This window comes from Bradyrhizobium sp. USDA 3397 (assembly GCF_054060965.1).
In genome coordinates, this window is record NZ_JBSSDS010000001.1 from 2,039,093 (window position 1) to 2,055,063 (window position 15,971).

Annotated in this window: 19 protein-coding genes; 7 read left to right on the forward strand and 12 right to left on the reverse strand. The window is 65.8% G+C overall.

What is annotated here, in order from left to right; genetic code table 11:
* Positions 1-8 precede the first annotated feature (8 nt).
* The 10 genes from ACVWYQ_RS09680 to ACVWYQ_RS09725 all read right to left on the reverse strand — a co-directional run bounded on the left by ACVWYQ_RS09680 (position 9) and on the right by ACVWYQ_RS09725 (position 8,054).
* Positions 9-419, reverse strand: a complete 411-nt coding sequence (locus tag ACVWYQ_RS09680; RefSeq protein ID WP_198399601.1) for a DUF2000 family protein — start codon at positions 417-419, stop codon at positions 9-11.
* 154 nt (positions 420-573) lie between these two features.
* Positions 574-963, reverse strand: coding sequence for a DUF4189 domain-containing protein (locus tag ACVWYQ_RS09685; RefSeq protein ID WP_271544842.1), 390 nt, complete (start codon positions 961-963; stop codon positions 574-576).
* 209 nt (positions 964-1,172) lie between these two features.
* Positions 1,173-2,777: an NTP transferase domain-containing protein gene (locus ACVWYQ_RS09690; RefSeq protein ID WP_456725593.1), complete on the reverse strand. Its 1,605-nt coding sequence runs from the start codon at positions 2,775-2,777 to the stop codon at positions 1,173-1,175.
* Positions 2,774-3,475 carry an XdhC family protein gene (locus ACVWYQ_RS09695; protein WP_404651088.1) on the reverse strand — a complete coding sequence of 234 codons (702 nt, stop codon included), beginning with the start codon at positions 3,473-3,475 and terminating at the stop codon, positions 2,774-2,776. Before ACVWYQ_RS09695 ends, ACVWYQ_RS09690 begins: the two co-directional genes overlap by 4 nt.
* A gap of 2 nt (positions 3,476-3,477) precedes the next feature.
* Entirely contained in the window at positions 3,478-3,801 is a 324-nt protein-coding gene (locus ACVWYQ_RS09700; protein ID WP_025037240.1) for an XdhC family protein, read from the reverse strand.
* A 10-nt stretch (positions 3,802-3,811) separates the two neighbouring features.
* Positions 3,812-5,014: a vWA domain-containing protein gene (locus ACVWYQ_RS09705; RefSeq protein ID WP_271544848.1), complete on the reverse strand. Its 1,203-nt coding sequence runs from the start codon at positions 5,012-5,014 to the stop codon at positions 3,812-3,814.
* Positions 5,015-5,152: 138 nt separating this feature from the next.
* A complete protein-coding gene (locus ACVWYQ_RS09710) occupies positions 5,153-6,076 on the reverse strand; it encodes an AAA family ATPase (RefSeq protein WP_271544850.1) in 924 nt (307 codons plus the stop codon).
* A gap of 62 nt (positions 6,077-6,138) precedes the next feature.
* Positions 6,139-6,945, reverse strand: a complete 807-nt coding sequence (locus ACVWYQ_RS09715) for an FAD binding domain-containing protein (RefSeq protein WP_271544852.1) — start codon at positions 6,943-6,945, stop codon at positions 6,139-6,141.
* A 27-nt stretch (positions 6,946-6,972) separates the two neighbouring features.
* Complete coding sequence (locus ACVWYQ_RS09720; protein ID WP_014494194.1) at positions 6,973-7,458, reverse strand: (2Fe-2S)-binding protein; 486 nt, start codon at positions 7,456-7,458, stop codon at positions 6,973-6,975.
* Between the two features lie 149 nt (positions 7,459-7,607).
* Entirely contained in the window at positions 7,608-8,054 is a 447-nt protein-coding gene (locus ACVWYQ_RS09725) for an SRPBCC family protein (RefSeq protein WP_126260910.1), read from the reverse strand.
* A 172-nt stretch (positions 8,055-8,226) separates the two neighbouring features.
* On the opposite strand from ACVWYQ_RS09725, the gene ACVWYQ_RS09730 reads away from it, so the two are divergent.
* The 3 genes from ACVWYQ_RS09730 (at position 8,227) to ACVWYQ_RS09740 (ending at position 10,884) form a co-directional block, all read left to right on the forward strand.
* Positions 8,227-9,582 (forward strand): 3-carboxy-cis,cis-muconate cycloisomerase, encoded by a 1,356-nt coding sequence (locus tag ACVWYQ_RS09730; RefSeq protein ID WP_404651085.1) that lies wholly within the window; start codon positions 8,227-8,229, stop codon positions 9,580-9,582.
* A gap of 15 nt (positions 9,583-9,597) precedes the next feature.
* Entirely contained in the window at positions 9,598-10,380 is a 783-nt protein-coding gene (gene pcaD, locus ACVWYQ_RS09735; protein WP_404651084.1) for a 3-oxoadipate enol-lactonase, read from the forward strand.
* A 111-nt stretch (positions 10,381-10,491) separates the two neighbouring features.
* On the forward strand, positions 10,492-10,884 hold the full coding sequence (locus ACVWYQ_RS09740; protein ID WP_404539967.1) for a carboxymuconolactone decarboxylase family protein: 393 nt from the start codon (positions 10,492-10,494) through the stop codon (positions 10,882-10,884).
* Here ACVWYQ_RS09740 and ACVWYQ_RS09745 read toward each other — a convergent pair.
* Positions 10,846-11,385, reverse strand: coding sequence for a hypothetical protein (locus ACVWYQ_RS09745; RefSeq protein WP_404539964.1), 540 nt, complete (start codon positions 11,383-11,385; stop codon positions 10,846-10,848). The two genes, ACVWYQ_RS09740 and ACVWYQ_RS09745, sit on opposite strands and share 39 nt — an antisense overlap.
* 321 nt (positions 11,386-11,706) lie before the next feature.
* Complete coding sequence (locus tag ACVWYQ_RS09750) at positions 11,707-11,874, reverse strand: hypothetical protein (protein ID WP_271544864.1); 168 nt, start codon at positions 11,872-11,874, stop codon at positions 11,707-11,709.
* A gap of 265 nt (positions 11,875-12,139) precedes the next feature.
* Between ACVWYQ_RS09750 and ACVWYQ_RS09755 the strand changes: the two genes are divergently transcribed.
* From ACVWYQ_RS09755 to ACVWYQ_RS09770, 4 genes are read left to right on the forward strand one after another with little or no spacing between them, the layout of a single operon-like run.
* A complete protein-coding gene (locus ACVWYQ_RS09755) occupies positions 12,140-13,057 on the forward strand; it encodes an ABC transporter permease subunit (RefSeq protein WP_271544866.1) in 918 nt (305 codons plus the stop codon).
* Positions 13,058-13,069: 12 nt separating this feature from the next.
* Entirely contained in the window at positions 13,070-14,389 is a 1,320-nt protein-coding gene (gene livM, locus ACVWYQ_RS09760; protein ID WP_271544868.1) for a high-affinity branched-chain amino acid ABC transporter permease LivM, read from the forward strand.
* Positions 14,386-15,219, forward strand: a complete 834-nt coding sequence (locus ACVWYQ_RS09765) for an ABC transporter ATP-binding protein (RefSeq protein WP_271544870.1) — start codon at positions 14,386-14,388, stop codon at positions 15,217-15,219. The genes livM and ACVWYQ_RS09765 overlap by 4 nt, the downstream gene beginning before the upstream one ends.
* A complete protein-coding gene (locus ACVWYQ_RS09770; RefSeq protein WP_271544872.1) occupies positions 15,216-15,953 on the forward strand; it encodes an ABC transporter ATP-binding protein in 738 nt (245 codons plus the stop codon). Before ACVWYQ_RS09765 ends, ACVWYQ_RS09770 begins: the two co-directional genes overlap by 4 nt.
* The last annotated feature ends 18 nt before the right edge of the window (positions 15,954-15,971 follow it).

Genomic DNA, 15,971 nt, shown 5'->3' on the forward strand with positions numbered 1-15,971 from the left:
AGCGGCAACTAACTATGAAACTTCAACCCGTCGACGATCTTGTCGATCACCTTCCGCTCGGCGCGCATCGCAATGCCAACGAGATTGAGGTCGCCACGCGCAACCGCCCTCACCGCCTCCCGATTGGCAGCATCGTGCGTGGTCTTGAACATGTCCTCGGTGTAGACCGCCGCCTTGACGTTGCGGGTGAGCGCGCGGTCCAGCGCGCGCGACAATGCAGGACCGTCGGCGCCGTAGATCAGGATCGGCTGCCCGATCAGCGCATGATACTTCGTGCCTGAGGCGTCCTCATAGGCTTCGCCGATGCATTCCGGAAAGGCCGCGGCGATGCCGCTGGTGAGGAAGGAGGCTACGTTCAGCTTCTGCCAGGCTTGAAGATCGGTACGGATCACGACCGCGATCTTGGTGTCGAATTGCATGTAATTCCTCAAGTTGTCATTCCGGGGCGCGCCACTTGGCGCGAACTATGGTGCGCAATTGCGCACCTGAGAATCCATTCGTCCACCCGCTCTGCGGCACGATGGATTCCGGGTTCGATGCTACGCATCGCCCCGGAATGACAGCAAGAGAAAATCAGCCTTTCGCGTCGCAGGCCCAGGCGCGGATCACGCATTCCTTGCCGCCGTATTTGTAGCATTCACGCGTGGCGGCGTTGAGCGAGGCGGAAATCTTCGGCTTGACGGCATAGCCATAGGCGCCGCAGGGATTGGTCATATCGACCGACATCGCGGCACAGGCGCGCTTCATCGTCACGGTGGTGCAATCGCCCTTGCATTGCTTCTGCGCGGCGGCGCGGGCCTCGTGCTCGTGGCCATAATCATAGGCCTGGCCATAGGCGCCGCACTTGCCGACCGCAAAGGCGCCGGCGGCATGGGCTTCCGTAATGTGGCGAGCGCCGGCAACGCAAATGGACAACGCAAAGAAAAACATCGCGCAACGGCGCGCGACGATGTTCGAAGCCATGGAAAACCCCTCCCCCCAAGGCAGGTGGAGGCAACTCTAAGCGGCGGTCGTTTCCAGATGGTGAATGAGGCGTTGAAATCGAGAGGATGGGTAGATGCAGTAGGGTGGGCAAAGCGAAGCGTGCCCACCAATTGTCAATCGCCACGAAGAGGCCGTGGGCACGGCGCTCCGCGCCTTTGCCCACCCTACGGCCGTCGGTTACGGCACCTTCAGCCTCGCCGTGCCGCCTCCAGCGCCTGCGGCGTGTCGATGTCGAGGAAGGCGCTCTCGCCGTCGACGGGCACCTCGGCGACGGCCTCAGTGTGCTTGGCGATCAGATGCCGCGCGCCGACGTCGCCGTCGAGCGTCATCAGCTCCTTGAAGAAGCGGCGCGACCACAGCACGGGGTTGCCGCGGCGGCCCTCGCTGACGGGAACGACGATGAGATTGCCGCGGTCGGGCGCGAAACTGTCGATCAGCCTGTCGATCAGGCCGGCGTCGATCAGCGGCATGTCACCGAGACACACGACGGCGCCATCGCAGGTCTCGGGAACGGCGGCGATGCCGGCCTTCACCGAACTGGCGATGCCGCCGGCGAAGTCCGGATTGCGAACGAATGTCACCTTCAGGCCTTGAAGCGCCTGCTCGACGAGCTCGGCCTGATGGCCGGTGACGACGATCACCTCAGATGCCCTAGAGGCCAGCGCCTGCTCGGTCGCGAGGCGCACCAGCTTCTTGCCGTCGAGCTCGGCGAGCAGCTTGTTCGGCCCGCCCATCCGGGTCGAGCGGCCCGCCGCGAGCACGATAGCCGCGACCTGGCGGTTGCCTTCGGTCTCCGGCTTGGCGCGCGGCTGCGGCCGCGTCACGATCTCCATCAAGAGGCCGCCGACGCCCATGCCCATCAGCTCGGAGCGGGTCACCTTGATGCCGGCGAGAAGCCGCATCAAGACCCAGTCAAAACCGTTCTCGACCGGCGAGCGCGCACAGCCCGGCGCGCCCAGCACAGGCACCTCGCCGGCGCGGGCGATCAGCAGGAGATTGCCGGGGTCGACCGGCATGCCGAAATGCTCGATCTCGCCGCCGATTCCGGTGACGGCCGCCGGAATCACGTCGCGGCGGTCGGCGATCGCGGATGCACCGAACACGATCACGAGCTCGGCGCCGAGGCCGAGCAGTTCCTTGATCGCGGCCGACAGCGCCTGCTCCTCGTGCGGGACCCGGCGCTCGGCGATGATGCCGGCGCCGGCCGGCGCCAGCCGTTCGGCGGTGACGCGCAGCGTCTTGTCGATGACCTTGGTGGACAGGCCCGGCAGCAGCGTCGAGACCACGCCGACGCGCTTGATCACGTAAGGCGCGACCTTCAGCACATCCTTGCCCGCCGCCTTCACCGCGGCATCGCGCAAACTCGCCTCGACGCCGAACGGGATGATCTTGACGGTACCGACCATCTCGCCCTCGACGACCGGCTTGTAGGCGGCGAGCGTCGCAAAGGTAATGGCTTCGTCGATGTTGTTGATGCGGTCGACCGCGGCGCGGTCGATCACCAGCACGCCCGCTCGCGCGGCGAATAGATTGGCACGCCCGGTGAAAGCGCGCTCGACATGGATGCCCTCGCCGCCAATGGCGAGCGCAATGCTGGCGGCCGCAACGTCCTCGGAGACGTCGCCCGCCTCCATGCGCACCACGACTATGTCCTTGATGCCGGCGCGTTCCAGCGACTCGACCTCGGCAGGTCCGATCGTCGTGCCCTTCTTCAGCACCAGCGATCCCTGGCGCAGGGTGTGGACGGTCACCCCGCCAATCGCATCCCTGGGGCTCGCCGGGCCGAACTTCATGCCGCTTCTTCTTTTTCCTTTGGAGGCAGCCGAAGCACGGCCGTGATCTCGGCCATGATCGCCACCGCGATCTCGGACGGCGAGACCGCGCCGATAGCAAGACCAATGGGCGCGTGGATGCGCGCGATGTCGCTTTCCCTGGCGCCTTGCGCCCGCAACCGGTCGCCACGCTTGGCATGCGTCTTTCGCGAGCCGAGCGCGCCGATATAGAAGCAGTTGCGCTCGAAGGCGTGCAGCAGCGCGGGGTCGTCGATCTTGGGATCGTGCGTCACCGCCACGAACGCGGTGTAGGCATCGACATTGAGCGGCGGCAGCGCAGTATCAGGCCATTCGGCGATCAACGGAATGTCGGGAAAGCGCTCGGGGCTCGCAAAGGCCGTGCGCGGATCGACCACGGTCACGTCATAGCCGAGCGAGCGCGCCAGCGGCGCCAGGGCCTGGCTGATATGAACCGCGCCGATGATGACGAGCTTTGCCGTCGGGGCGTAGACGTTGAGGAACAGCTTCTTGCCGCCGGCCTCGACACTGGCGCTCTTGCCCATGCGAAGCTGCTTTTCCAGCTCGGCGCGCAGCGGATCCCTGGCGAAATCCTTCGCCTTCACCAGGCGCTGCTCGCCGCTCTCGGTGTCGGTTACCAGAATGACGGGCCGGCGCGCGGCGCGTTCGGCATTGAGTTCGTGCAAGATGTCGAGCTTCACGGCTAACCGACCTTCTCGACGAAGACGCGGATGGTGCCGCCGCAGGACAGCCCGACGTTCCAGGCGGTCTCGTCGGCGACGCCGAACTCCAGCATCTTCGGCTTGCCGCTCTGGATCACATCCATGGCCTCCGTAACCACCGCACCCTCGACGCAGCCGCCGGAGACGGACCCCAGGAACGTGCCTTCGTCGTTGATGACGAGGCTGGAGCCCGCCGGGCGCGGCGCCGAGCCCCAGGTTTCGACGACCGTCGCGAGCGCAACGCCACGGCCGGCCTTCTGCCAGTCCTCCGCCGCCTTCAGGATGTCCTCGTCGCGATCGAGCATGGCTGGCCTCTCAAGCTGCGGAGCGGATCAGGCTGCGGTGATGCGGCGGCAGCGGCTGGGAGAGCGTCGTGATCAGCTCCTGGATCGAACTCAAATTATGCACGGGCCGGAATTCGTCAACGTGGGGCAGCATCATTTTGATGCCCTGCGCCTTGGCCTCGAAGCCGCCAAACCGCAGCAGCGGGTTCAGCCAGATCAGCCGCCGGCAGGACCGGTGCAGCCGGTCCATCTCGAAGGCGAGCTTGGAATCGGCCTCCCGTTCCAGCCCGTCGGAGATCAAGAGCACGATGGCGCCCTGGCTCAGCACCCGCCGCGCCCACAATTTGTTGAAGTTATGCAGCGAGGCCGAGATGCGGGTGCCGCCGGCCCAGTCCTCGACCGAGGCCGAGCAGCTCGCCAGCGCCTCGTCCGGGTCGCGCTGGCGCAGCGCGCGGCTGACATTGGTGAGGCGCGTGCCGAACAGGAACACCGAGACGCGCTTGCGGGCATCCGTGATGGCATGCAGGAAATGCAGGAACAGGCGGGTGTATTCGCTCATCGAGCCCGAGATGTCGAGCAGCGCCACGATCGGCGCCGGCTTCTCGATCCGTCCGAGGCGATGGATGTCGATGATGTCGCCGCCGGTGCGCAAGGAGGCGCGCAACGTGCGGCGGAGGTCGAGGCGCAGGCCGCGCGCATCGGGCCGGCGCCGGCGCGTCAAGAGCTCGGCCTGCGGCAGATGCATCCGCTCGATGGCATGGAGCGCCTCGGCGATCTCCGCCGCGCTCATCTGCGCAAAATCCTTCTTCTGAAGGATCTCCTTGTCGGAAACCGACAGGCGCAGATCCTGCTCCTGGTGCTGCGGCGTCTCGGTCATGCGAGGCTGCGCCATCGCCTCCTGGACGCGGCGGGCGCCGGCCTGGGGCTTCTTCTTGGCCTCTTCCGGCAGCGGCACCGAATCCAGCATGTGCTTCCATTCTTCCGAGGCGCGGAAGAACAGGTTGAAAGCCTGCTTGAAGATCAGCGCATGCTCATGGCGCTTGACGAAGATCGCCTCCAGCGTGGTGAAGACGTCGGATCGGCTGCCGATGTCGATCACCTGCAGCGCGCTCATGGCATCGATGACAGCGCCCGGCCCGACCGGCAGGCCGGCCGCACGCAGCGCGCGGGCGAAGCCGACGATGTTGTCGGCGAACTGCTCGGTCTTTTCGGGGGCAAGGTGGTTGATGGCCATGGTCTACACTCTCAGCCGTCATTCCGGGGCGCGCCTCTTGGCGCGAGCCCGGAATCCATACTCCCGATCGTGGTTATGGATTCCGGGCTCGCGCTGACGCGCGCCCCGGAATGACGAGCTAGTTACGACGCCCGCGCGTCAATTCTCGCTCGTCGCGTCCTTCAACACCTTATGCAGAGCATCGCCCTGCATGCGGGTGATGTCGTCCTGGTACTTGAGCAGCGCGCCCAGCGTGTCGCCGACCACTTGCGGGGTCAGCGAGCGGGCATCGAGCTCGGACAGCGCCGTGGCCCAGTCGATGGTCTCGGCAACGCCCGGCGACTTGTAGAAGTCCTGGTTGCGCAGCGCCTGCACGAAGCGCACGACCTGCTGCGACAGCTTGGCGGAGATGCCGGGCACGCGTGTCTTGACGATCGCGAGCTCGCGCTCGGCGGCGGGATAATCGACCCAGTGATAGAGGCAGCGCCGTTTCAGCGCGTCGTGGATCTCGCGGGTGCGGTTGGAGGTGATGATGACGATCGGCGGGTGCGGCGCCTTCACGGTGCCGAATTCGGGGATGGTCACCTGGAAGTCACTGAGGATCTCGAGCAGGTAGGCTTCGAACGCCTCGTCGGCACGGTCGAGCTCGTCGATCAGCAGCACCGGCGGACCGGCGACATCAGGCTCCAGCGCCTGGAGCAGCGGCCGCTTGATCATGTAGCGGTCGGCGAAGATATCGCTCGAAAGCTGATCGCGATCAGTGTCGCCCGCGGCTTCCGCCATCCGGATCGCGATCATCTGCGACGCGCTGTTCCACTCATACACCGCGGAGGAGACGTCGAGGCCTTCATAGCACTGCAGGCGGATCAGCTTCCGCCCCAGCGCCGCCGAGAGCACCTTAGCGATCTCGGTCTTGCCGACGCCGGCCTCGCCTTCCAGGAACAGCGGCCGGCCCATACGCAGCGACAGATACGTCACCGTCGCCAGTGAGCGCTCAGCGAGATAGCCGCGCGACGTCAGGAGTTCGAGCATCGCATCGACCGATGCCGGCAAAGCACCGGAAGAAGTGGCCGCTGAAGTCATGGAAAAGCCAGTCTCGCTACGCCCTCACCGGGGACAGGTCTGGACCGAGGAATGAGGTCAGCTCATTCCTTGGCATTGGCAGCATCGACGGCGCGCCGCGTCAGCACCCCGATGAGATGCGCGCGGTATTCGGCGCTGCCGTGGATGTCGCTGTTGAGGCCTTCTGCCGGTACCGCGATGCCCTCCAGCGCCTTCGAGGCGAAGCGCTTCCTCAAGGCTTCCTCGAATGCGGTGACGCGGAACACGCCTTCGGAGCCCGCACCGGTGACGGCAACGCGCACGTCCGAAGGACGCCGCGCCACGAACACCCCGACAAGCGCATAGCGCGAGGCCTGGTTGCGGAACTTGACGTAAGCGGCCTTCTTCGGCAGCGGGAACATCACCTTGGTGATGATCTCATCCGCTTCGAGCGCGGTCGTGAACAGGCCCTGGAAGAACTCTTCCGCCTTGAGGCGGCGCTTGTTGGTGACGATGGTGGCCCCGAGCGCGAGCACCGCGGCCGGATAATCGGCAGTCGGATCGTTGTTGGCGAGCGAGCCGCCGATCGTGCCCTTGTGACGCACGGCGGGATCGCCAATGCCGCCGGCAAGGTTCGCCAGCGCTGGAATGGCTTCACCGACGATGGCGGAGGTCGCGACCTCGGCATGCTTGGCGGTGGCGCCGATCACCAGCGAGCGGCCCTTCATCTCGATCGTGTTGAGCCCCTCGATGTGGGAGAGGTCGACCAGATGCGGGGGGCTGGCGAGGCGCTGCTTCATGACTGGAATCAGCGTGTGGCCGCCGGCGATCACCTTGGCGTCCTCGTTCTTCACCAGGAGGTTGGCCGCCTGGCGAACGGTCCCAGGGCGATGATATTTGAATTCGTACATCTGTATGTCCTGATCGCGGGAGGCGCGTTACGCGAGGTCGGATTTGGCCATCGCCTTCGCGCCGGCGGAGATCGAGGCGACGATGTTCTGGTAGCCCGTGCAGCGGCAGAGATTGCCTTCGAGCTCCTCGCGAATGGTGTGGTCGTCGAGCTCGTGGCCCTTGCGGTGCACGATGTCGATCGCGGTCATGATCATGCCGGGCGTGCAGAAGCCGCACTGCAGGCCATGGTGCTCGCGGAAGGCCTCCTGCATCGGATGCAGCGGCGCGCCGTCCGCAGCCAGCCCCTCGATCGTCTTGACCTCGTGGCCATCGGCCATCACCGCAAGCGTGGTGCAGGACTTCACGGCCTTGCCGTCGAGATGCACGACGCAGGCGCCGCACTGCGAGGTGTCGCAGCCGACATGGGTGCCGGTCAGCCGCAGATTCTCGCGCAGGAATTGCACCAGGAGCGTGCGGGGATCGACATTGGCGGTGACTGGATTGCCGTTCACGATGAGGGAGATTTTTGCCATAAGCACTCTCTGTCAGCACCCCGACGGGTCCCGTCGAAGCGGTTCTTATAATTATTCCAACCCATCATATGGGCCATTATGCCCCGGGGCAACATCGCCCCGGGCGCAAGGCGCCATGCCGAAGGCGCTACCCTAAAAGTATTGGACCTTCAGCTCTGTACGGCCTTGGCGAAGTTCGCGAAAAACTCGTCGGCCAGCTTCTTGGCGGCACCGTTGATGAGGCGCTGGCCGAGCTGCGCCAACTTGCCGCCGATCTGCGCCTCGACGTCGTAGGAGAGCAGCGTGCCGCCGTCCTTCTCGGCGAGCTTGACGGCCGCGCCGCCCTTGGCGAATCCGGCCACCCCGCCCTCGCCCTCACCGGAGATCTTGTAGCCGTTCGGCGGGTCGAGATCGGACAGCGTGACCTTGCCCTTGAAGCGCGCCGACACCGGGCCGACCTTCATTTTCGCCGTCGCGCGGAAGCCGCCGTCGTCGGTCTTCTCCAGCTCCTCGCAGCCGGGGATGCAGGCCTTCAGCACCTCGGGATCGTTGAGCTTGGCCCACACGGCCTCGCGCGGCGCCGCAAGCTGGACTTCGCCGTTCATCGTCATGGCCATGAGGGTGCCTCCCTGATCGCGTAACTATAGTACTGATCAAGTAACGCAGCGACGCGGCAAAGGAAAGACCGGCGCCCGGTCACGTGCAATGCATATTCGCAACTGCAAAATGACGTGTGCGGGCGGTGGGGGATTGGCACGGCCGGGCCATGATGATTAGGTCGCGCGCAACATGAGCACATCCATCTCCCCCCTGCTCGCACCGATGCTGTCGAGCGCCGCCATGCGCGTGGTCTGCGACGATCGGTCGACCTTGCAGAACATGCTCGATTTCGAGGCAGCCTTGGCACGCGCCGAGGCGGCAAGTGCGGTGATTCCCGCATCCGCCGTCGGACCAATCGAGGCGGCGTGCAAGGCCGATGGCTTCGACATGGCCGCACTGGCCGAGGCCGCGACGCGGTCGGGCAATCTCGCGATTCCCCTGGTCAAGATGCTAACCGCCAATGTCGGCAAGAATGACGCGGAGGCCGCGCGCTACGTGCATTGGGGCGCGACCAGCCAGGACGTCATCGACACCGCGACCATGCTGATGCTGCGCGCCGGCATCGCGGCGCTGGATGCCGACCTCAGCCGCGCCATCAAGGGCTTTGCCGCGCTGGCGCGCAGCCACCGCAACACCGCGATGGTGGCGCGGACCTGGCTTCAGCACGCGCTGCCGATGCCGTTCGGGCTGAAGGCCGCCGAATACGCCTCGAGCCTTGCCCGCGCCCGCTGCCGCCTGCGGCGGCTCTCCCGCGAGGGCCTCGCGCTGCAATTCGGCGGCGCCGCCGGCACGCTCGCTGCGCTCGGCGACAAGGGGCTCGCGGTGGCCGAACGGCTGGCGCAGGAGCTCGAGCTGCCGCTGCCCGAGGCGCCCTGGCATACCCATCGCGACCGCATCGCCGAGGCCGCATCCTGCTTCGCCATTCTCGCCGGCAGCTGCGGCAAGATCGCGCGCGACGTCTCGCTGCTGATGCAGACCGACGTCGCCGAAGCGTTCGAGCCCGCCGGCGAAGGCCGCGGCGGCTCCTCGACCATGCCGCACAAGCGCAACCCGGTCGCCGCCGCAAGCGCGCTGGGCGCTGCGACCATGGCCCCGCAGCTTGCCGCGACGATCTTCGCCGCCCAGGTGCAGGACCACGAACGCAGTGCCGGTCCCTGGCACGCGGAATGGCCGACGCTGCCGCAATTAATGCTGGTCACATCAGGCGCGCTGGCTGCCGTCGTCGACATCGCCGAGGGTCTCGAGGTCGATGCGGCGCGCATGCTCCGCAATCTCGATGCGACGCATGGCTTGATCATGGCCGAGGCCGTCACCTTCGCGCTCGCCGAAGCCATCGGCAAGAGCAACGCGCATCATCTCGTCGAGGCCGCGAGCAAGCGTGCCGTCGCCGAGAGGAAGCATCTGCGCGAGGTGCTGTCGGCCGATTCGCAAGTCACCGCGCACCTTACGGCGGAAAAAATTGCGGCATTGTTCGAGCCGAGGGCCTATCAAGGGGCGTCACAGGCGCTGATCGATCGCCTGCTCGACAGCCTCGATCAAGATTAGAAACGGAGACGCCGCATGCCCATGATCGATGCCGACGGATGCCTCCTCAACGTCTCCGTCGAAGGCCGCGACGGCAGGCCGACCTTGATGCTGTCGAACTCGCTCGGCTGCACGCTGCAGATGTGGGAGGCGCAGATGAAGGCGCTGACGCAGGTGTTCCGCGTCATCCGCTACGACCGCCGCGGCCACGGTAAGTCGAACGTCCCGCCGGGTCCTTACTCGATGGAGCGGTTCGGCCGCGACGTGCTCGCGATCCTCGACGATCTCAACATCGAGAAGGTGCATTGGTGCGGCCTGTCGATGGGCGGCATGGTCGGGCAATGGCTCGGCGCCAATGCGCCCGAACGGTTCGGCAAGCTGATCCTCGCCAACACCTCCTGCTACTACCCCGATCCAACTAACTGGCACAACCGCATCAAGGCGGTAAAGGAGGGCGGCATCGCCGCCGTCGCCGATGCCGTGATCGCGGGCTGGCTCACCCAGGATTTCCGCGAGCGCGAGCCTGCGATCACCGCGAAGATGAAGTCGATGCTGCTCGCCTCGCCTGTCGAGGGCTATCTCGCCTGTTGCGAAGCGCTGTCGACGCTCGACCAGCGCGCGCTGCTGCCGAAAATCAAGAGCCCGACGCTGGTGATCGCCGGCCGCCACGACGTGGCGACGCCGATCTCGGCCGCCGAACTGATCCGCTCCAGCATTCCCGGCGCCAGCATGACGATCATCGACGCCGCGCACATTTCGAACGTCGAGCAGCCGCATGCGTTCACGGATGCGGTGGTGGGGTTCCTGACGCAGCGCTAGCAACAACCCGTCATTGCGAGGAGCGTAGCGACGAAGCAATCCAGTCCGTCTCCGCGGGCACATTTCTGGATTGCTTCGCTGCGCTCGCAATGACGAAAGAGGAGAAACACCATGGACGACCAGAAGCGCCGCGATGGCGGCATGAACGTGCGCCGCAAGGTGCTGGGCGATGCCTGGGTCGACAAGTCGATCGCGAACCGCAACGCCTTCAACACCGACTTCCAGGACCTGATCACCCGTTACGCCTGGGGCGAGATCTGGACGCGGCCGCATTTCGACGAGCGCACGCGCCGCGTGCTGGTGATCGGCACCATGGTCGCGCTCGGGCAATGGGACGAATTCCGCCTGCACGTGCGTGCGGCGCTCGCTGAGGGCGGCTTCACGCCCGAGGACATCAAGGAGATCCTGCTGCAGCAGGCGATCTATTGCGGCGTGCCGGCCGCCAACCACGCCGTCAAGGAAGCCTCAGCGATTGTGCAGGAGCTCGGCCTGCTCAAGACCTAGAGGCTGAAGATTCGGCGGTGCGGCGACCTCGGCCACCTTCGGCGCAGCTGCCGGCTTCTCGATCACGAGCACGACCGCGGCACCGAGCAGCATCAGGAGCTCGGTGGCGTGCAGCCGAAGCGCAGCCAGCTCGCCGACCTTCGAGGCCATCACCATGCTGGCAAAGGAGATCAGGCTGCCGATTGCCAGCGCAATACCGAGCGCCTCGTCGCTGCCGCCGCCCTTGCGGGTGCGGGGAATGCAGAGCAGCACGAGGTAGATCGCAAAGAACGCCACCACGGTCAGCCGTCCGAGCGCCAGCAGCCAGGCGGCACGTACCGTGTCCATGCCCGCCATCTGCAGATGGTCGCTCAGGTACAGCGCCACCGCGACGCTCGGCCGCTCGTAGAGGCCGCGCACGGGCGCCACGATGATGCTGAAGGCTATGAGGCTCCAGACGGGAATGAAATAGGCCGCCAGCAGCGCGCCGTTGACCGAGCCGATCCGCCAGTTCCTGAACATGCCGCTTCCCGCCTGGTTTGCCGAGCCTTCGATGGAAGGCGGCGGCCATGCCGGAGCTAACTCGCATCAGACTGTGGCGGCAATTTAAACCCTTTGTTTACCTTAACTGCCCGCCCGCTTTCGTCATTCCGGGGCGGCTCGCAGAGCCGAACTATGGTGCACAATTGCACAGCCGAGAATCTCGAGATTCCCCGGTGCGCAGTTGCGCACCTGAGGTCTGGTGCTGACGCACCTCCCGGAATGACGGGCAAACGATGGCCCCAAGAAAAAAGGCCCCGCCTTCCGGCGGGGCCTCTCCTCACTCCTGGGTTCCCAAACTCGCTATTCCTGGTCGCGCTGGCCGCCCTGCTGCTGGCCCGGGCGATCGCCCTGGCGCGGATCCTGCTGCTGCTGTCCGGGTTTCTGACCCCCACCCTGCTGCTGCCCGGGGCGCTGCTGGCCGGGGTTCTGGTTCTGCTGACCCGGATTCTGGTTCTGCTGCTTCGTCATTCGGGGAAACTCCCTTGTTGGACGTCAGAGGCAAGACAACGGCCTGCATCCACTTTGGTTGCCTTGGGGACCAGGTTCCTCGCAGGACCGAGGGAACCCGGCACTGAAATGATCTCTGTACAAGCCTTAAGGCGGAGACCGGGCCAGTTGCAGCCGCCAGTTCCCTCCTGTTACAAAACCTGGTGAACGCTCAAGGGCTGCCGGGGCCCAAGAACTCTCTGCAAGAGCTCCCTTTGAGCCGCGTCAAGTTTGGGTACGGCAGCTTATGGATTATTTCGCCCAGCAGCTCATCAACGGCCTCGTGCTCGGCTCAATCTACGGCCTGATCGCGATCGGCTACACGATGGTTTACGGCATCGTCGGCATGATCAACTTCGCCCATGGCGACGTCTTCATGATCGGCGGCTTCATCGCCCTCATCACCTTCCTGATCCTGATCTCGCTCGGCCTCACGGCCGTTCCCGTGATCCTGCTCTTGGTGCTGCTTGTCTCGATGGCGATCACGGCGCTCTATGGCTGGACTATCGAGCGCATCGCCTACCGGCCGCTGCGCCATTCCTTCCGCCTCGCCCCGATGCTGTCGGCCATCGGCATGTCGTTCGTGCTGACGAATTATTCGCAAGTGGCGCAAGGCGCCCGGGTCAAGCCGATCCCGCCCGTCATCACCGGCGGCTATACGCTGCATGAAAGCGCGGACGGCTTCGTCATCCAGCTCTCCAACATCCAGATCATCGTCGTCATCACCACCATCGTGCTGCTGGCCATCTTCACCTGGCTGGTGTCGAACACCCGGCTCGGGCGCGACATGCGCGCCTGCGAGCAGGATCAGACCATGGCGGCGCTGCTCGGCGTCAACGTCGACCGCACCATCTCCATGACCTTCGTGATCGGCGCGGCGCTCGCCGCCGTCGCGGGCCTGATGTACCTGCTCTATTACGGCCTGGTCGACTTCTTCATGGGCTTCGTCGCCGGGATCAAGGCCTTCACGGCCGCGGTGCTCGGCGGCATCGGCTCCCTGCCCGGCGCCATGCTCGGCGGGCTTTTGATCGGCCTGATCGAGACGTTCTGGTCGGCCTATTTCTCGGTCGAGTACAAGGACGTTGCGGCGTTCTCGATCCTGATCGTCGTGCTGATCTTCATGCCGACCGGCCTGCTCGGCCGTCCCGAAGTCGAAAAAGTCTAACGGATCGGCCGCGTGACAGCACCCTCGACCCACACGACCAAACCTGCAACGGGCACCGCCGCCCTCCTCAAGACCGCCTTCATCAACGCCCTCATTGCGCTGGTGCTGTTCTCGCTGATGGTCGGCATCCGCACCGAGGCGGGGCCCGAGGGCCAGCTCACCTACTGGACGCGATTCGGCGAGCTCGCCTCCCTCGTCGCCGCGGTGTTCGGCGGCTCGATCGCGATCGAGCTGCTCAGGCAATGGATCGGCCCTGCCGGCACCGAGACGCTCGTGCCGCCGGCGGTGCAGAAGGGCATGTCGCTGGTCGGCCGCTATCTTGCGCCCGCGCTGCTGATCTTCACGCTGCTGGTGCCCGTGATCTTCTATAACCAGCGCTATATCCTCGACCTCGCCATTCTCGTGCTCACCTATGTGATGCTGGGCTGGGGCCTCAACGTCGTGGTCGGGCTCGCCGGCCTGCTCGATCTCGGCTACGTCGCGTTCTATGCGGTCGGCGCCTATTCCTATGCGCTGCTCGCCACCAATTTCGGCTGGTCGTTCTGGATCTGCCTGCCGCTCGCCGGCATCCTCGCCGCATTCTGGGGCGTGCTGCTCGGCTTCCCCGTGCTGCGCCTGCGCGGCGACTATCTCGCCATCGTGACGCTCGCCTTCGGCGAGATCATCCGCCTCGTCCTGATCAACTGGCAGGATCTGACCGGCGGACCGAACGGCGTATCCGGTATTCCGCGTCCGACCCTGTTCGGCATTCCGCTCGACAGGAGCGACGATGGGTTGGCCGCCCTGCTCCGCATCGAGTATTCGCCGACCCACCGCATCGTCTTCCTGTTCTATCTGATCCTGGCGCTGGCGCTGCTCACCAATTGGGTGACGATCCGCCTGCGCCGGCTGCCGATCGGGCGCGCCTGGGAAGCCTTGCGCGAGGACGAGGTCGCCTGCCGCGCGCTTGGCATCAACACCACGACGACCAAGCTCACGGCGTTCGCGACCGGCGCCATGTTCGGTGGCTTCGCCGGCGCCTTCTTCGCCACCCGGCAGGGCTTCATCAGCCCGGAATCGTTCACCTTCCACGAATCGGCGCTGGTGCTCGCCATCGTCGTGCTCGGCGGCATGGGCTCGCAGCTGGGCGTCGCGCTGGCGGCGCTGACCATGATCGGCGGGTTCGAGCTGTTCCGCGGCCTCGAAAACTATCGCATGCTGGTGTTCGGCTGGGCGATGGTGCTGATCATGATCTGGCGGCCACGCGGCCTGGTCGGCCATCGCGCGCCGACCGTCTACCTGAAGAAGTCGCAGGCCATCTCCTCCGACCTCGTCAAGGAAGGCCACGGATGAGCCGCAGCACGATCCTCAGCGTCGACCGGCTGACCATGCGCTTCGGCGGCATCGTCGCCGTGCAAGATCTCTCGTTCGCCGCCGAGCGGAAGAAGATCACCGCGCTGATCGGGCCGAACGGTGCCGGCAAAACCACCGTGTTCAACTGCATCACCGGCTTCTACAAGCCGACCGGCGGGTCGATTCGCCTGACCCATGACGACGGCAGGGAAATCGCGCTGGAGCGGCTCAACGATTTCCGCATCGCCAAGCAGGCCAAGGTCGCCCGCACGTTCCAGAACATCCGCCTGTTTCCCGGCATGACGGCGCTGGAGAACCTGATGGTGGCGCAGCACAACGCGTTGATGCACGCCTCGGGCTTCACCTTGCTCGGCCTCGTCGGCGCGCCCGCCTACCGCGAGGCCGAAAAGCGCGCGATCGATCTTGCCACCGACTGGCTGAAGCGGGTCAACCTGCTCGACCGCGCCGACGATGCCGCCGGCAATTTCGCCTATGGCGACCAGCGCCGGCTGGAAATCGCGCGCGCGATGTGCACCGAGCCCGCGCTGCTGTGCCTGGACGAACCCGCCGCCGGCCTCAACGCGCGAGAGAGCGCGGCGCTGAACGAGCTCCTGCTTTCGATCCGCAACGACCTGGGAACGTCGATCCTCCTGATCGAACATGACATGTCGGTGGTGATGGAGATCTCCGACCACATCGTGGTGATGGATCACGGCGTGAAGATCGCACAAGGCACGCCGCGCGAGGTGCGCGACGATCCCAAGGTGATCGCCGCCTATCTCGGCACCGACGAGGAAGAAGCCGCGGCCGTCATGGAGAGCGGATCGTGACGGCGGCGCCCCCCCTGCTCGCGATCCGGGGCCTGCGCGCGGCCTACGGCAAGATCGAGGCTCTGAAGGGCGTCGACGTCGACATCAATGCGGGCGAGATCGTGGCGCTGATCGGCGCCAACGGCGCCGGCAAGTCGACGCTGATGATGACGATCTTCGGCAAGCCGCGCGCCCGCGCCGGGCAGATCCTGTACGAGGGCAAGGACATCACGGCCGTCCCGACCCACGAGATCGCCCATTTGCGCATCGCGCAGTCGCCCGAAGGCCGCCGCATCTTCCCGCGCATGAGCGTCGCCGAGAACCTCCAGATGGGGGCCGACGTCACCGAGAGCACGCCGGCGGAACGGGAGAGCACGCTCGAGCGCGTGTTCGCCCTGTTTCCCCGCCTGAAGGAGCGTTTCGCCCAGCGCGGCGGAACCCTGTCCGGCGGCGAGCAGCAGATGCTCGCGATCGGCCGCGCCTTGATGAGCCGCCCTCGCCTGCTCCTGCTCGATGAACCCTCGCTGGGGCTCGCCCCGCTCATCGCGCGGCAGATTTTCGACGCCATCCGCACACTGAACCGGCAGGACGGCCTGACCGTGCTGATCGTCGAGCAAAACGCCAACCATGCCCTCAAGCTCGCCCACCGCGGCTATGTCATGGTCAATGGCCTGATCACGCTGGCCGGCAGCGGCGCCGAATTGCTGCAGCGCCCCGAAATCCGGGCCGCTTATCTGGAAGGCGGACGGCACTAACCCGGGCCCCGCCCTGCG

Coding starts and splice junctions, on each gene's coding strand:
- ACVWYQ_RS09680 (WP_198399601.1), bottom strand. CDS start 419: ATGCAATTCGACACCAAGATCGCGGTCGTGATCCGTACCGATCTTCAA.
- ACVWYQ_RS09685 (WP_271544842.1), bottom strand. CDS start 963: ATGGCTTCGAACATCGTCGCGCGCCGTTGCGCGATGTTTTTCTTTGCG.
- ACVWYQ_RS09690 (WP_456725593.1), bottom strand. CDS start 2,777: ATGAAGTTCGGCCCGGCGAGCCCCAGGGATGCGATTGGCGGGGTGACC.
- ACVWYQ_RS09700 (WP_025037240.1), bottom strand. CDS start 3,801: ATGCTCGATCGCGACGAGGACATCCTGAAGGCGGCGGAGGACTGGCAG.
- ACVWYQ_RS09705 (WP_271544848.1), bottom strand. CDS start 5,014: ATGGCCATCAACCACCTTGCCCCCGAAAAGACCGAGCAGTTCGCCGAC.
- ACVWYQ_RS09710 (WP_271544850.1), bottom strand. CDS start 6,076: ATGACTTCAGCGGCCACTTCTTCCGGTGCTTTGCCGGCATCGGTCGAT.
- ACVWYQ_RS09715 (WP_271544852.1), bottom strand. CDS start 6,945: ATGTACGAATTCAAATATCATCGCCCTGGGACCGTTCGCCAGGCGGCC.
- ACVWYQ_RS09720 (WP_014494194.1), bottom strand. CDS start 7,458: ATGGCAAAAATCTCCCTCATCGTGAACGGCAATCCAGTCACCGCCAAT.
- ACVWYQ_RS09725 (WP_126260910.1), bottom strand. CDS start 8,054: ATGGCCATGACGATGAACGGCGAAGTCCAGCTTGCGGCGCCGCGCGAG.
- ACVWYQ_RS09730 (WP_404651085.1), top strand. CDS start 8,227: ATGAGCACATCCATCTCCCCCCTGCTCGCACCGATGCTGTCGAGCGCC.
- pcaD (WP_404651084.1), top strand. CDS start 9,598: ATGCCCATGATCGATGCCGACGGATGCCTCCTCAACGTCTCCGTCGAA.
- ACVWYQ_RS09740 (WP_404539967.1), top strand. CDS start 10,492: ATGGACGACCAGAAGCGCCGCGATGGCGGCATGAACGTGCGCCGCAAG.
- ACVWYQ_RS09745 (WP_404539964.1), bottom strand. CDS start 11,385: ATGTTCAGGAACTGGCGGATCGGCTCGGTCAACGGCGCGCTGCTGGCG.
- ACVWYQ_RS09750 (WP_271544864.1), bottom strand. CDS start 11,874: ATGACGAAGCAGCAGAACCAGAATCCGGGTCAGCAGAACCAGAACCCC.
- ACVWYQ_RS09755 (WP_271544866.1), top strand. CDS start 12,140: ATGGATTATTTCGCCCAGCAGCTCATCAACGGCCTCGTGCTCGGCTCA.
- ACVWYQ_RS09765 (WP_271544870.1), top strand. CDS start 14,386: ATGAGCCGCAGCACGATCCTCAGCGTCGACCGGCTGACCATGCGCTTC.